The 15,548-nt window shown below is 66.3% G+C and carries 11 protein-coding genes; 6 read left to right on the top strand and 5 right to left on the bottom strand.

The features are described from left to right. Nucleotides 1-47: 47 nt before the first annotated feature. Nucleotides 48-746 (top strand): ABC transporter ATP-binding protein, encoded by a 699-nt coding sequence (locus AC1DBL_RS14640; RefSeq protein ID WP_476926374.1) that lies wholly within the window; start codon nt 48-50, stop codon nt 744-746. On the opposite strand, the gene AC1DBL_RS14635 is transcribed toward AC1DBL_RS14640, so the two are convergent. The 5 genes from AC1DBL_RS14635 to AC1DBL_RS14615 form a co-directional block, all read right to left on the bottom strand. Next, the gene (locus AC1DBL_RS14635; protein WP_476926373.1) at nt 743-2,215 is read right to left on the bottom strand and encodes a phytoene desaturase family protein; all 1,473 of its coding nucleotides are present in this window, start codon (nt 2,213-2,215) and stop codon (nt 743-745) included. The genes AC1DBL_RS14640 and AC1DBL_RS14635 overlap by 4 nt on opposite strands. Further along, the gene (locus AC1DBL_RS14630) at nt 2,208-3,689 is read right to left on the bottom strand and encodes a glycosyltransferase family 87 protein (protein WP_476893478.1); all 1,482 of its coding nucleotides are present in this window, start codon (nt 3,687-3,689) and stop codon (nt 2,208-2,210) included. Before AC1DBL_RS14630 ends, AC1DBL_RS14635 begins: the two co-directional genes overlap by 8 nt. Before the next feature lie 149 nt (nt 3,690-3,838). Beyond that, nucleotides 3,839-3,979, bottom strand: a complete 141-nt coding sequence (locus AC1DBL_RS14625) for a hypothetical protein (protein ID WP_441419147.1) — start codon at nt 3,977-3,979, stop codon at nt 3,839-3,841. 665 nt (nt 3,980-4,644) lie between these two features. Next, nucleotides 4,645-5,229 (bottom strand): histidine phosphatase family protein, encoded by a 585-nt coding sequence (locus AC1DBL_RS14620; protein ID WP_441419146.1) that lies wholly within the window; start codon nt 5,227-5,229, stop codon nt 4,645-4,647. Continuing rightward, nucleotides 5,230-6,702 carry a CCA tRNA nucleotidyltransferase gene (locus AC1DBL_RS14615; protein ID WP_441419145.1) on the bottom strand — a complete coding sequence of 491 codons (1,473 nt, stop codon included), beginning with the start codon at nt 6,700-6,702 and terminating at the stop codon, nt 5,230-5,232. A gap of 218 nt (nt 6,703-6,920) precedes the next feature. Here AC1DBL_RS14615 and AC1DBL_RS14610 point away from each other — a divergent pair, with 218 nt between their 5' ends. From AC1DBL_RS14610 to trxA, 5 genes are all read left to right on the top strand, one after another. Next, nucleotides 6,921-7,421, top strand: a complete 501-nt coding sequence (locus AC1DBL_RS14610; RefSeq protein WP_476926372.1) for an NUDIX hydrolase — start codon at nt 6,921-6,923, stop codon at nt 7,419-7,421. Between the two features lie 117 nt (nt 7,422-7,538). Then, complete coding sequence (gene murJ / locus AC1DBL_RS14605; RefSeq protein ID WP_476926371.1) at nt 7,539-9,632, top strand: murein biosynthesis integral membrane protein MurJ; 2,094 nt, start codon at nt 7,539-7,541, stop codon at nt 9,630-9,632. Between the two features lie 171 nt (nt 9,633-9,803). Then, the gene (locus AC1DBL_RS14600; RefSeq protein ID WP_476926370.1) at nt 9,804-11,369 is read left to right on the top strand and encodes an ABC transporter substrate-binding protein; all 1,566 of its coding nucleotides are present in this window, start codon (nt 9,804-9,806) and stop codon (nt 11,367-11,369) included. Nucleotides 11,370-11,558: 189 nt separating this feature from the next. Then, complete coding sequence (gene trxB, locus AC1DBL_RS14595) at nt 11,559-12,515, top strand: thioredoxin-disulfide reductase (RefSeq protein WP_476893475.1); 957 nt, start codon at nt 11,559-11,561, stop codon at nt 12,513-12,515. Nucleotides 12,516-12,552: 37 nt separating this feature from the next. After that, nucleotides 12,553-12,879: a thioredoxin gene (trxA, locus tag AC1DBL_RS14590; RefSeq protein ID WP_441419141.1), complete on the top strand. Its 327-nt coding sequence runs from the start codon at nt 12,553-12,555 to the stop codon at nt 12,877-12,879. Nucleotides 12,880-15,548: the final 2,669 nt, after the last annotated feature.

The raw sequence follows: 15,548 nt of genomic DNA, 5'->3' as shown, positions 1-15,548 counted from the left end.
ACACCGCCCTTCCCCGAGCACACGAACATTCCTTGAAAGGCATATGTATGGAAACCGCACTGAAGCTCAGCAACGTGACGCTGGAATACCCAGATGGCGAGGGGGTCCTGCGGGCCCTCGACGACGTCAGCCTGGAGGTGCACAGTGGCGAGTTCGTCTCGCTGGTGGGGCCGTCGGGTTCGGGAAAATCGTCGCTGCTGGCCGTGGCCGCCACCCTGGTCCGGCCCACGGCCGGGTCAGTCATCGTGGCGGACCGCGACGCCGGCGCCCTTCCGGACGCGGGGCGGACCGCACTGCGACTGGACAGCATCGGCATCATCTTCCAGCAGCCGAACCTCCTGCCGTCCCTTACCGCGGCCGAACAGCTCGTGATCGCCGCCCACCTGCGGGCCGAGCCGCTCCGCGCTGCGAGGATCAGGGCCGCGGAACTGCTGGGACGGGTAGGCCTCGGATCCGTGCTCGACAGACGCCCGCACCAGCTCTCCGGCGGCCAACGCCAGCGCGTGAACATTGCCCGTGCCCTGATGGCCGACCCCGCGGTGCTGCTGGTCGACGAGCCGACGGCGGCGCTCGACCACGAGCGGAGCGCGGAGATCGTCCGGCTGCTCCGCCAGGTCACGGATGAGTTCGGCGTGGCGACCCTGATGGTCACGCACGACACCGGGATGCTTTCCTACACCGATGCCGTGGCGACGATGCGTGACGGCCGCCTTTCGGCCGCCGGAATGCTCGCGCCGGCACCCTAGGCGGGGTCGGCCGGGCCCTGACTGGCCTCTTGGCGGCCCAGCCCAGGGACCGGCATCCCGAAGATGTCTTTCAAGGCGTGCCTGGCGGCGTGGAGGCCGGGCATGCCGGTCACTCCCGGTCCGGGCGGCGTCGACGAGGAACAGAGGTACAAGCCCGGAACTGGGGTCCGCCACGGCACCGGGCTCAGCACCGGCCGGCGGAACATGCCCCGCAGGTCCATCGCCCCGGCACTGAAATCGCCGCCGACATAGTTCTCGTTGTACTCGGCGAGTCCAGCCGCCGTCGTCACGCGGCAGGCCACCACCAGCTCCCGGAAGCCGGGGGCGAAGCGTTCCAGCTGCGCGGTGACGGCCTCGCCCATGTCCACCGTGGACCCGGCCGGAACGTGGCAGTAGCTCCAGAGGATGTGCCGGCCGGCGGGGGCGCGGCCGGCATCGAAGCGGGAGGGCTGCGAGACCAGGACATACGGCCGTTCCGGGTGCCGGCCGGCGGCCACAAGGTGTTCCGCCTCGGCGGTTTCGGCCCGGGTGCCGCCCACGTGGACGGTGCCGGCGTCGGCGAGTTCCGCAGCGGCCCACGGAACCGGACCGGAGAGGATGAAATCGACCTTGCACGCGGCGTTGCCGAAGCGGAACGACTCAAGGGCGCGGGTATAGCCGGGCGGCAGGCGGTTGCCGGCAATCCGAAGCAGTCCGGGCGGTGCCACGTCCAGCAGGGTGGCCCGGACCGGAGGCAATTCCGCCAACGAGCCGATCCGCACCCCGGTCTGCACCACGCCGCCGTGGGCCTCGATGTCCGCCACCATCGCCCGCGCGATGGCTGCGGATCCGCCTACCGGGATCGGCCAGCCGCCAGCGTGCCCCAGCGCACCCAGCAGCAGGCCTGCGCCGGCCGCGGGCAGCGTCGGCAGGGGGGCCACGGCATGCGCGGCAACCCCGCTGAGCAGGGCCGGAGCCAGCTCATCCCGGAACCTCGCGCCCCACCAGCGGGTACCCTGCTCGAGGGTGCGTAGTCCGAACATGGCGGCCGCCACCGGCTGCCGCGGTATCCGCAACAGCTGGTTCAGCGTCAGATCGGCAACGCCCTCGAGCCGGTCCACCAGCGGGGACATGAGCCGCCGGTAAGCTTCGCCGTCGCGGCCCAGGGCCGCCACCGTCCGCTCCAGCGAGCGGTAACCCAGCGCCGCCCGGCCGCCGTCAAGCGGTGCACCGTGGGAGAGCTCGGGTACCTCCAGCCGGATCCGCCCGGACAGCTCGAACTCACGGAAGAAGGGCGAGGCCAGGGCCATCGGGTGCACCGCCGAGCACACGTCGTGGAAGTGTCCCGGCTCGATGAGTTCCGTGGTCCGGAGGCCGCCGCCAACGGAAGCGGCCGCCTCGTAGACGTGCACCGCGAGCCCCGCCCGGGCCATTGTCACTGCTGCGGCCAGCCCGTTGGGACCGGAACCGACGACGGCGACGTCAGGCACGGGACTCAGCGTCCGCATGGGCGCGCCGCCACGGCAGCACGGACGCTGCGGGGCGCCGCACGTCCAGCCGCAGCCAGTCGGCGGCGCCGTCGAAGGGGCCGCCGTGCGGGTCATCGGTGCCGCCGCGGCGGACGACGTCGTAGCTCGGGTCGAGGATGTCCCACACCACACGCGCCATGAGGTAGCCGGTGGCGAGCATGTGGGCGAGGACGGCAAGGACGTAGTACGGCATGTCGATGTTGTGCTGTGTGGCGCCGCCGCTGGTCACCTGGCCGAGGTACATCCAGATGGCGGCCCAGTGCAGGCCCTCAATGGACTGCCAGATCAGGAAGTCCCGCCATCTGGGCCGTGCCAGCGCCAGCAGCGGGATCAACCAAATCACGAACTGCGGCGAATACACCTTGTTGGTGAGGATGAAGGCGGCCACGATCAGGAACACCAGCTGGGCCAGCCTCGGCCTCCGCGGCGCCGCGAGGGCAAGGGCGGCGATCAGCACGCAGGCGAACAGGAAGAGGTTGAGGGCCAGGCCGTTGATGACCTCGGCTTCCAGCGGCTTCCAGCCCAGGCGTCCGGCCACCAGGTTGTAGGCGAACCAGGGTGAGCTGTAGCCCGCCGGGCGTGATTCGGTGAACTGGTAAAAGTACTTCCAGCCGGCCGGGTCGCCCGCGGCGGCCGGGATGTTAACGGCCAGCCAGGTCGCGACGGCGGCGCCGGCGGTGACCAGGAAGGCGCGAATTTTGCCGGTGCGGAGCGCCAGCAGCAGGACCGCGCCCAGGATCAGCAGCGGGTAGAGCTTGGTCGCGGTGCCCAAGCCAATGAATAGGCCGGCAAGAAGCAGCTTGTTCCTGGAGAAGAAGTACATGCCCAGGGCCAGTAGCGCGACGGCCCACATGTCCCAGTTGATGAAGCCGGCGAGGACGATGCCCGGGGCCAGGGCCACCATGGCGGCGTCCCAGGACCGGCGTCGGGCGGTGCGGGCGGTGGCCAGCACGGTGACGATCCAGACGGCGGCGATCAGGGTCGCGTTGACGTCGAAGTAGGCCAGGACGCGGGAATTGCTGACGCCCTCACCGGGAACCAGGAGTGCAGTGGCGCCGGCGATGAAGCCCATCAGCACGGGATATTCGAAGAAGCTGCCTGCGGTGACAAAAGGGAAAGCCCCGTCGCCCAGACCGCGGTTCTTGAACAGCTCGGGGAAGTCCGAGTAGCAGGTCGCGTAGAACTGGCCGGGGGATTCCCAGCCCTTGCTGCGGCAGTACCCCTTCAGCAGCAGCCCCGCCAGGGCGGCCAGGACGGTGAGCAGGACGAGGACCCGTTCCACGGTGAAGAGCCCGGGGGAGACGACGCCGGGGGCCGTGCGGCGGCCGAGCGGGCCACCGATGAGTTCGGTGAAATTCCGCAGCAGCAGGTCGCTGCGGCTTGGGACTACCAGTCGGGTCCGCTTGCGGTTCTCCGGCGGCATTGTCTCCTGCATGCCTCGAGCTTACCGGGGCCGCCGTACTGTGCGGCGGCAGGACCCGGATGCAAGTCCGCGGATGGCCACGGCGGCAAGAACGGCGGTTAAATGGGGGAGCCCACGCGTCGCCGCGTGAGCTCCTTGCGGATCGGTTCCGATGCTTGTCATCAGCGGATCAGTCCCATCTGGTGCATGGCGAGGAAGATGTCTTCGCGCCGCTGCTCAAGCAGCTGGGCGTTGAACTGCGTCTTGTCCTTGCGCACCGGGTGCGAGTTGAAGATCAGTACGTCCTGCAGTTTTCGGATCATGGTGGTCACCTCCCCTCGGAAGTCATGGTGGAGACGTTGGTTCCGCGGGCCCCGACGGGTGGCGGCGCGGGCGGTGGAGCTCGTTGCGATAGTCACGGTTGACCTTTCGTTGCTTTCGGAAATGGAAAGTAATTGGGCATGACAATTAAGGCCCCTGGAAATGGAAGAATAAGACCCTAATTAGGCAAAGAAATGCCCGGTATTAATTGAGGGATTCCGCAAAGCGGAAGAATGGCCCCTGGACGCATGGCGCCGCAACCCCAACAAGAAGCTGGGTTCCGAACTATGGGGATGTTGCGCAACCGCGTGGTTCCGCTGGGTCAGACCGTTCCGTACAGGCCACCCCGGAGGGATGGACCTGGCAATCCTTCTGCGCCGGCTTCAGGCCGGGAGCGCGGAAATCAGCAGGCGGGCAGTCCGACTTTCGGGCGCGCGGCAACGACAGAGGCCGGGGTGGCGGTGAAGGTGTACATCCATCCGCTAGTCAAAGTAATCATTTTCCCAACCTCCTTTTCTGTTCTGCCGTGGCTCCGGCTGACTGGCCGGGCGACGCGCGCCGTGACCCCGGCAAGTCGCTCTGGGGTCAGGAATAAAAATACATCATGAATGTGCCCGTTGGCCACAGAATTCATAAAGATTCTGCAAAAACTTTTCCAAGCGGGGTTTTATAGTCCCCATCTGACGACGGCAGGTGTCTTTTTGTCCCAGCCAAGCGTGCAGACTTTCGCGGTTCCAAGCACAAAGTGCCGGCCCTCGTGGGCGTCGAGTCCCAGCCAGCGGGCGGTAAGGATCCGGGAGAAGTGTCCGTGCGCCACGATCAGCACATTGTCCAGGCCGGACTCGAGCACGCGGGCCACGATCTTGTCAGCGCGGGCGGCTACGTCGTCGAGGGACTCCCCGTTGGGAACCCCGTGGGTCCAGATCAGGTAGTCGGGATTGTCCTTGCGGATCAGGTCGGAACTGATGCCCTCGTACTCGCCGTAGTCCCACTCCACGGCCAGTGGCTCCTGCTGGGCATCCGGGAATCCCGCGAGTTCCGCGGTCCGTCGTGCCCGGCGCAGCGGCGAGGTCAGGACGAGGTCGAAGTCGACGGCGTCGAGCACCTTCCGCGCCTCCACGGCCTGTTGCTCGCCTTCCACCGTGAGCGGAAGGTCGGTCAGGCCGGTGTACTGCCCGCTCTTGGACCACTCCGTTTCGCCGTGGCGCAGGATCCAGAGCTGCGGGCGGGGGGCGTTGGAAGGTGCAATCACTTAGGACTCCTCTGTTGGGGAAACGTCGACGGCGGCAGCTTCCGGCTGCGCCGCCCACCATTCGTGCAGCTTGGCTTCGGCCACGGCTGGCTCCAGCGGTCCGTGTTCCATCCGTTCCTCCAGCAGGAACTTGTAGGCCCGCCCCACCACGGGCCCCGGTTTGAGCCCCAGCAGCGCCATGATCCGGCCGCCGTCGAGGTCGGGGCGGACGGCCTCGAGGGACTCCTGCTCGCGCAGGGCGGCGATGCGCGCCTCAAGGTCGTCGTAGGCGAAGGCGAGCCTCTCGGCCTTGCGCTGGTTGCGGGTGGTCACGTCCGAGCGGGTCAGCCGGTGCAGGCGCTCCAGCAGCGGGCCGGCGTCGGTGACGTAGCGGCGGACCGCCGAGTCGCTCCAGCCCGCATCGCCGTAGCCGTAGAAGCGCATGTGCAACTCCACCAGCTTGGCCACAGCCTTGATGGTGTCGTTGTCGAAGCGGAGCGCCTTCATCCGCTTCGAGGTGAGTTTGGACCCCACCATGTCGTGATGGCGGAAGCTCACCGCCCCGCCGGGCTCGAAGCGGCGCGTGGCGGGCTTCCCGACGTCGTGCATGAGGGCAGCGAACCGCAACACGAAGTCAGGGCCGGGCACCGGCCCGTCAGCCTCCGATTCCAGCGCCGCGGCCTGTTCCAGGACCTGCAGGGAGTGTTGGTACACGTCCTTGTGGCGGTGGTGCTCATCGGATTCGAGGCGCAGGGCGGAGACCTCGGGCAGCACGAATTCCGCCAGCCCCGTCTCCACCAGCAGGTCCACGCCGGTCCGGGGCCGGGCGGCGCAGATGAGCTTGACCAGTTCGTCCCGCACGCGCTCGGCGGAGATGATCTTGATCCGCTCGGCCATTTTCGTCATCGCCTGGCGCACGTCCGGGTGCACGCTCACGCCCAACTGGGCGGCGAAGCGGGCGGCGCGCATCATCCGCAGCGGGTCATCGGAGAAGGAGTCCTCCGGCGAGCCGGGAGTCGCGAGCGTGGAGGAGTGCAGGTCCCGGACGCCGCCGAACGGATCCACCAGCTCCAGCGTCGGCAGCCGCAGGGCCATGGCGTTGATGGTGAAGTCGCGGCGCAGCAGGTCATCGGTGAGCGAGGATCCAAACGCCACCACGGGCTTGCGCGATTCCGGATCGTAGGCCTCCGCGCGGTAGGTGGTGATCTCGATCTGGAACCCGGCTTTGCGCATGCCGATCGTCCCGAAGGCGCGCCCGATCTCCCAGTAGTTGTCCGCCCACTTCTTGATCAGCGCAACCGTCTGGTCCGGCGTCGCGTCCGTCGTGAAGTCCAGGTCCGGCGAGACCCGGCCCAGGAAGAGATCGCGGACGGGTCCGCCCACCAGGGAGAGTTCGTGACCGGCGTCGACAAAGCGCTGCCCAAGCTCGAGGACCACCGGATCTACCTGGAAATCGACAGTGTGGGAGTCAGTCTGGTGATGTGCGTGCGCCATAGTCTCTTAAGCTTGTCAGAAATCCCGGCCAGCACCACACCATGGCGGTCCTCGATCCGCCGGTGGCCACGGTGCGAAGAGACGGATGCGTCAATCCAGTTTTCCGCCCGGCCACTTTCCTGTCATGTTTAGGTCATCAAGTCCGGGCAAGAGTCGTTAGAGTGGACTTCATGGCCCATCCCGTACCGAGCGCTCCCGGCAGGAGGACAAACGCACCGTTGCCATCGGCAATCGGTGCCAACGTCGCGCCTGCGCAGCACCCGGGACAGGCTTCCCTGCCGACCGTCGAGGAAATCTCCGCCGGCGGCGTCGTGGTGGACACCTCCGACGCCGAGTTGCGGGTCGCCATCATCGCGCGCCTCAACCGGGGCGGCCGCCTCGAATGGTGCCTGCCGAAGGGCCACCCGGAGGGCAAGGAAAGCAACGAGGAAGCCGCGGTCCGCGAAATTGCGGAGGAAACCGGGATCGAGGGCAAGATCCTCGCACCGCTCGGCAGCATCGATTACTGGTTTACCGTCAGCGGGCACCGCGTCCACAAGACCGTCCATCACTATCTGCTGCAGTCCACCGGCGGGGAACTGACGATCGAGAACGATCCGGACCAGGAAGCGGTGGACGTCGCTTGGGTCCCCATCCACGAGCTCGCCCGCAAGCTCTCCTTTCCGAATGAGCGCCGCATCGCGGACCTCGCCCGGGAAGTCCTGCCCGAACACCGCTAAGGCTTCCGGCTGCGGCCTCTCCGCGCCGGACCACCGGCGGCCGGACGGCCGGCAACCCGCGCCGCCCGGGAGTCCGGATTACGCACAAAGGCGCGCCCGGGTGAGACGATGAAGATAATGTCTGCCGCCAAGCCCCATTCCGAAAAGTCCGTCACCTCCGGTACTGCCGCCCCTCAGGCCGCCCACGCCGGAGAGGCGCGGTCCAGCGCCGTCATGGCCGCCGGAACCTTGGTTTCGCGTTTCCTGGGCTTCGGCAAGACCTGGATGCTGGGAGCCGCCCTGGGCCTCGGCTCCACGGTCACCGACACCTTCATCAACGCCAACAACCTGCCAAACCTGATCTTCCTGCTGGTGGCCGGCGGGGTGTTCAATGCCGTCCTGGTGCCGCAGATCATCAAGGCCAGCAAGGCGCCGGACCGCGGGGCGGACTACATCAGCCGCCTGCTGACCCTGGCCGTTGTCGTGCTGCTTTCCCTGACGCTGCTGGTGACCCTCCTTGCGCCGTGGGTGATTGAACTGACCACACAGGGCTATTCGCCGCAGCAGAAGTCGCTGGCTGTGGCCTTTGCGTTCTGGTGCCTTCCGCAGATCTTCTTCTACGGCCTGTACGCCCTGCTCACCCAGGTACTCAACGCCAACGGCGCCTTCGGTCCGGCCATGTGGGCGCCGATCCTGAACAATATTGTCGCGATTGCCGGCCTGGGCATGTTCATCGGAATCCTTGGCGCCAACGAAATAAATCCGCACACGCTCGACAACTGGGGCTCTTTCCAGACCTTCCTGGTGGCGGGGTTCTCCACGATTGGCGTGGTGGCGCAGACCGCTATCCTGCTGGTCCCGGTCTTCCGGCTGCGGCTGGGCCTGCGGCCGCGTTTCGGCTGGCGCGGGGTGGGCCTGGGCCAGGCAGCGAAACTGAGTGTGTGGACGCTGGCCACCGCGGCCGCGGGGCAGCTGGCGTTCCTCTATGTCATGCGCATCGCCACGATCCCGGGTGCCGAGCGGCTCCGGCTGGAACGCGCGGGGGACCACGCCACGGCGGCAACCCTGCCCGGCAACGCCGTGCTCGAAGTGGCCAGCCAGCTTTACCTGCTCCCGCACTCCATCATTGCGCTCTCGCTGGCCACGGTGCTGTTCAACCGCATGACCCGCGCCTCCCAGGACGGCAACCGGGCCGAGCTCCGGCGGGCCCTGTCCCATGGCCTGCGCACCATGGCCGTCGCCACGGTCTTCGGCGCACTGGCGCTCTTCGCCCTCGCGGGACCGCTGGGCATGTTCTTCTCGGGCGGCCACAAACAGGACGGCGTCATGCTGGCCCAGACGCTCACCATCCTGGCGCTCAGCACCCCGTTCATGAGCGCGAACTTCATGATGTCCAGGGTGTTCTACGCGAACGAGGATGCGCGGACCCCGTTCTTCATCCAGCTGGTGCTGGCCCTGGTCAACGTGGTGTCGGCGTTCTTCATCCAGTTCCTGCCCTTTGACCAGATCATCTTCGCGATCGCGATTCTCTACACCGGCGGCAACATCCTCTCGGTCATGGTCAGCGCCTTCTTCCTGCGCCGGCTCCTCGGGCACCTCGACGGTCCGCGTGTGGCCAGCTCCTATATCCGCATGGGCTACGCCGCGCTCGGCTCGGCCATCGCCGGCGCTGGCGCCCTGTGGCTGATGGGCAGCTACCAGGCCGACGGCTTCGCCTGGAGCAGCCGGCCCGCAGCCCTGGTGACGGTCGTCGTCGTCGGGCCCGTCATGCTGGCCGTCTACTTTGTCCTGCTGAAAGTCCTCCGGGTTACGGAACTGCAGGACCTGCTGCAGCCGCTGCTGGGCCGCCTGCGGCGCACTCCCGCCGCCCCCGGCCCGGAAACCGCGCCGGAGCTTGGAGCCGAACCGGGCGCCGCTGAAGCCGTCGCGCGCGAAGTTCCGGCACCGCCCCGCCCGGCGCCGGAACGAGCCACCACGTCGGTGGATACCGGCCTGATTCCCCGGATCTCGGGCGAATTCGACGCCGCCTCCTTCCGTGCCGGCCCCGACCTGGGTAGCGGGGACGGCCGGGGCTGGGCGGCCGACGGCGGTTACCTTCCCGAGGAGGAACTCCCCGGCACCGCCCAGGGCAGCCAGGGCCGTGCCGAAATTCCGCTGCCGGGGCGCCGGACCTACCAGGGCCAGGCCGGTCACAACCCCTACTTCCCGTTCGACCGGCGAAGGAAGAAATAACGCCTTTCATGCGCCCGGCGCCGGGATCACGCGGCGCGGACACTGCATCGGCTAGGATCGAAGACTAACAAGGGGAGTTGCAGACCAAGGGTCAACCGGCTTTACCGGGGGCCTTAGGTGACTGACGAAGTCGCCGAGGCCGGCAGTTCCCGGACAGTCTAGGAGGAGCCCGTGTCCCACCCGATCGATGTCGGATCAGTACTTGGCGGCCGCTACAAGGTCACTGCCATGGTTCTGACCTCGCATGACCAGGATCTGGTGCTGGACGGAGTGGATCAGGTACTGAATCGGCCGGTGAGCATCCTCGTAGCCGGCCCGGGCAACGCCGACCAGGTCGCCCAGAGCGCCCGCGAAGTGGCGACCGGCGAGCGGCCCGGCCACGTCCAGATCCTTGACCTTGGAGTCAGCGACGCTGCCACCTACCTGATCACCAACCACACTTCGGCCGCGGACCTGCTGGACCTCGTGGTGAGTTCCAACCCGCCCTACGTCGAGCCTTTCTTCACCGACACGCTGGGCAGCGAAATCTTCGGCCAGCCACGCTCCAACGAACCTGAGACCTACGACGGACTCTACGACGACGAGGAAGTCGACGCCGGGTACATCAACTACGGAGAGCAGCAGCGCCAGGCCGGGCAGCTGCCCCCGACGTCGGCGGCGCCCGCGCAGCGCGTTCCTGCTCCGCCGACGGCCTCGCCGGCCGCCGGCGCCCGTGGTGCCGGAGCGGCAGCTGCCGGGGCCGCCGCCGGGGCCGCCGGGGCCGCCGGTGCTGCCGCGGCCAACGCTTCGAGCTCCCCGAAGACTGCGCCGCAGGAAGCTACCGCGCAGCCAACGGCCGCCCAGCCCGTTCAGGCCGCACAGCCCGTCCCGAGCGAGGCCGCCCCCGAGGCGCCGAAGGTCTCCCGCTGGGAGGACGACGACTACGACGACGCCCAGCCTGATCAGCGGACGATGGCGATGCAGGCAGCCAGTGCGAAGGGCGCCGGCGAAGGTCGCGCGGCGGGAAGCTTCCCGGCTTTCGCGAAGAAGAGTGCCTCCGAGGACCGCTACGACGACTACGACAACGATGATGACGACGACGCACCCCGGCGCGAACCGCGGTCCCTGCGCTGGCTCGTCGGCGCCCTGCTGGCCGCCGTGCTGGTCATTGGCTTGATCTTCGCCGTCACCAACCTTGGCGGCCTCTTCAAGGGCAGCACGCCCCAGGCCGCCAAGACCACGGCGTCCACCAGCGCGCCTACGAAGTCGGACACGCCCTCCGCTACCCAGAGCGCGCCGCCGGCCGCGGTTCCCCCCGCTATCGAGTCAGTCACCCGGCAGGGCAACTTCGACTTCGCCGCTACCTACGACGGCGACCTGGTCAAGACCTACGACGGCAACGCCGCCAGCTACTGGTCCGACATGGAATTTGCCACCGACGGCTGGGGCGGCTTCGCTCCCGACGGCGTGCCGCTCGTCGTCAAGCTGAAGGGCCCGGCCCAGATCTCCTCGGTGACCTTGAGCCAGCTCGGCGCGTCCGGCGGCAACATCAGCATCTTTACCAACGACCGTCCCACGCTCGACGGCGCCAAGCAGGTGGGCAGCAACAGCTTCACGTCCCCGGAGCTCACCATGCCGCTGCAGGAACCGGTCAAGGCACAGTACGTGATCGTTGCCATCAAGAGCCTGCCCAAGCTGGCCGCACCCAAGACCCGCTACGGCTACGGCCTGCGCCTGGCCGAGATCAAGATCCAGTAACTGCCCCACGTTCCAGGCCGTAACCGCAGGAAAGCAAACGGTCCAAACCCGTGGCTACCGGTACCCTGAGTGGTGGGCGCGGCTGTGCCGCGCCCGGTGTGGGTGGAATATTCAGCTGCCCACATCAGTTGTGCCATGTGGCCGGCCACCCAGGCGGGCGCATCGACAAAGGAAGAGGTTCACCGTTTAGTGAGCAACGCAGAAAACACCGCGTCCGAAGTACGTGATGTCATCATCGTCGGCTCCGGGCCCGCAGGCTACACCGCCGCGGTCTACACGGCGCGCGCCAACCTGAAGCCGCTGCTCCTGGCAGGTTCCGTCACCGCCGGTGGAGAGCTGATGAACACCACCGACGTCGAGAACTACCCCGGCTTCCCGGATGGCATCATGGGCCCGGACCTCATGGAAAACTTCGAAAAGCAGGCCGAGCGCTTTGGCACGGAAATCCAGTTTGAGGACGTCACCGAACTGGATCTCGAGGGCGACATCAAAACCGTCACCATCGGCACGGGGGAGACCTTCCAGGCGCGGTCCATCATTCTGTCGACCGGCTCTGCCTACCGCGAGCTTGGCCTTCCGAACGAAAAACGACTCTCGGGCCACGGCGTGAGCTGGTGCGCAACCTGCGACGGTTTCTTCTTCAAGGATCAGGACATTGCCGTCATCGGCGGCGGTGACTCGGCAATGGAAGAGGCCCTGTTCCTGACAAAGTTCGCGAAGTCCGTCACTGTGGTTCACCGCCGCGACACCCTCCGCGCTTCGAAGATCATGGCCGACCGCGCCCTCGCCCACGAGAAGATCAACTTCATCTGGAACAGCGGCGTAGAAGACGTGTTGGGAGGCGACAAGGTCACCGGCCTGCGGTTGAAGAACCTCATTGACGGCACCGAAACCGAGCTCGCCGTGACTGGAGTCTTCGTTGCGATCGGGAATGATCCCCGCACTGACCTCGTCAAAGGCAAACTGGATCTTTCACCCGAAGGCACCATTGCCGTCCAGGGCCGTACTTCCAAGACGAGCGTCAAGGGGGTCTTCGCTGCCGGTGACGTCATCGACCCGACCTACCGCCAGGCCATCACCGCTTCGGGTTCGGGCTGTGTCGCCGCGCTCGACGTCGAACACTACCTCGCAGACCTCCCCGCCTGATCGGCGAACGGCAAGCATCTAAGAGAAAGACAAGGTTATGAGCAACGCTAAAGATGTAACAGACGCTAGCTTCAGCACCGACGTGCTGGGAGCCGACAAGCCCGTCATCGTGGACTTCTGGGCCGAATGGTGCGGTCCCTGCCGCAAGCTTGGGCCGATCCTCGACGAGATCTCGGTCGAGTACAGCGAGAAGGTCAACGTCGTCAAGGTGAACGTCGATGACAACCCGGCCATCGCTGCTGAGTACGGCATCACCTCCATCCCGGCCGTGTACCTGTTCCAGGGTGGGGAAGTGAAGAGCACAGTCATCGGCGCCAGGCCGAAGCAGTTCTTTGAAAAGGAATTCGCAGACGTGCTGTCCTAGCCTGTAACGAACTTCCGGCCGGCCCGATTATGGGGCCGGCCGTAACGCTGGCCTCCACTCACTGAGTAGGGGCCAGCGTTTTTTGGTTCCCGGCACTGCGGGGCTCCGCACTGTCCTGTGCCGGCCAGCCGGATTGAAGGGCCGAAGCTCGGGACGCCGCGTCTGACGGGGTAACCCACTCTGCGGCTGAGTGCCGGAGGGAGCAATTACTTGGGTGCGTGCGGCGATCAAGATCCTGGGCTTATGCCACGGAGTCTTGGCGGCAGGTAGATGCCCGGGCGGGCGGGGATTGGGCGGACAGAGGACCAGGTCGGCCGTTGGATGGCCGGGCCGAGTCTGCATCAGGCCTAGTCCGTCGGGCTGACTAGGCGGCCAGGCGGACTAGGCCGCCGGGCGGACTAGACCGCCGGGTGCATGCCGGAGTTGGGCAGGGTTTGCCTGCCGCCGCCGGAGCTGCCCCTCTTGAGGAGTTCGCCCGTATACCTCCGGACCGCCCCGGGCCTGTCCCACGCCACCTCCGTGCCGATCTTTGCGCCTACTGCTGGAAAGCAACATTATCCCGTTGATTGATGCGGTGGTTTTAGCCTAAACAGCACGCGAATCTGTGCACGTGCCGGCCCAACCAGGGGTAGGCGCGATATTGCTGTTCGAATGGTTCATCCGGGGGGCCGGCAGTGGCTGGCCGACCGCGCGGGCTCGGAATCCCAATGTTGTGTCGGCGCCTCCGACCCCGAGCTGCGCGACGTCAAGCTGCGGCATCCTCCGGCTAGATCAGCAGTGTGCTTGGTGACTCGTGTGAATGGAGCGCTTCCCGCATTGCGCGGTACGAATTCGTGCGCCGTGGGCAATGTTTCACGTGAAACACGACCTTCACGTGCCGGTGGGGCGGGTGTGGTGCAAAAGAAACCAATCCGGGTCGGGATTGGCCCACTGACCGACCCTTCCAACTTCATTTTGATCGGAGCCAAGATTACGCAGCCCCGTACTCTACACGAAATGCCACCGCCGCCGAACATGGGTATGTTTCACGTGAAACCGACGCTCAGCTGCTGGTTCCAAGATGTGTCACGTTTTGCGCCTCTTCGTCGCGCCACCCGCGAATCCCTGCGCTGCAGGGTCTCTATTGCACCGGACGCCAGGACGTTGGAGAAGGACAGAGATGCTGTCCAAAATTGGCGCTCCCGCATCTCAACAAACTGTCACCGCACGCAGCCCTTCCGCCGGTCGTAGCGCGGAAACGGCGATCTGTCTCCCTGATGAAGGTGTTGCTAGCCGATGGCACAGGGCCGAAAACCTCGTGACGGGCCCCATGTACCGCATCAATGCACGTTCCACGCCGCCGGATCATGTTTCACGTGAAACATGATCCTCCGGACACGTCGAACAATCTATTTCCGCTACCCCAGGAGACCAGAAGAAGAACAAACTTACATCCTTCCGCTCTTCTATTGGAGCTGTAACGGTAGTTCACTATCGATACCTAGCTATGGGTTCTCGGGCGCGTAGTGGCACCGTGCGCTCACCCGCAATGCAGCTCCTAGCCGGCCGCCGGATCGCGGTCCCATCCCACGCGATGCGGCCAACCGCCAGCGAAAGCGAAACAAGCAACACCCAGCGTAGTGACCCGTCTACGCAGCAAATTGCCCACTGAGCTTCCTTCCCTCCGCGTTGCGGATGTACCTCAGCGCCGATCACAGGCATCCCACCGCTTCGCAACCCTAGGCCCATCCGACGATGTTTCACGTGAAACGCCCGCTCGCCCACCCCCACTACCACCGCCTAGGAACCCCTTGGCAGTTCTCTTCCGCCCATTGGGTCTCCGCCAGGGCAGCAACGAGCAGCCGCCATGGGTCGGCCAGCAAACGCATTCCACGACGCACAGCCTCTAGGATGAATCGCCGAAGAGACCTTCCGGCTACCGGTCAGCTTCGGGGTGGTAGCGCTCAAGCGACCGCCCTACGTTCGACACCTCCTAGGCTCCTTGGATAGGCGGATGAATATCTTGCTGGGAAGACACCTGCCCTCGGCGCCAGGGGACTACGGTCCGTTCGGTCCCATTCCTGCGCAGCACCATCCGCACCCTGGCAGGCGCTATGTTCACCGCAAGGCTATCGATGGGGATATGACGCGCTGGCCTGCCACTCGGGCAGGAAACTCTGGGGAGGGCCCGCTGACAGGACGGACATGATCGGAAGGCGGGGCGCGCAATGATTTCCGGCGACACTCCGGAGAGCGGGCCGTGGTGGCTGCGGAAGGCATCTTCGGCGCTTGGCTACCTGCGTTCGCAAGCACCGTGAGGGATCCGCGGTCTGACTCAAACCAATCGACCGGCCGTTATAGTCCGACGATCTATACCAAATCTCGCAGCCAGAATCTGGACTCAACGAAGAAGACTATGGCCACTACCGGGAGCCAGGCCCGAAAGCTCACCAGGACAAGTGCAAGCTCGGATCGCTCTGGTCAGCTGGGCGACTGCGGCCCTCCGGCACGGGCCCGGACGCCAGCCCGATGACGTGCATTGAATTGCTCCCGGAGGACTTCTGTACGGCGAAGCAACAGCGCAGGCATCGCCCAGTGCGCCCTCGCGTACGCGGCCGGCACGGGGCTCACATGCTCGTCGGGAAGCAAGTATACGACGCCAGACACTGGGGACGTCATCCTTGGGCGGA

The sequence above is a fragment of the Arthrobacter sp. 10T44 genome (assembly GCF_056393885.1).
This window is presented reverse-complemented; position numbering and strand designations above follow the sequence as displayed.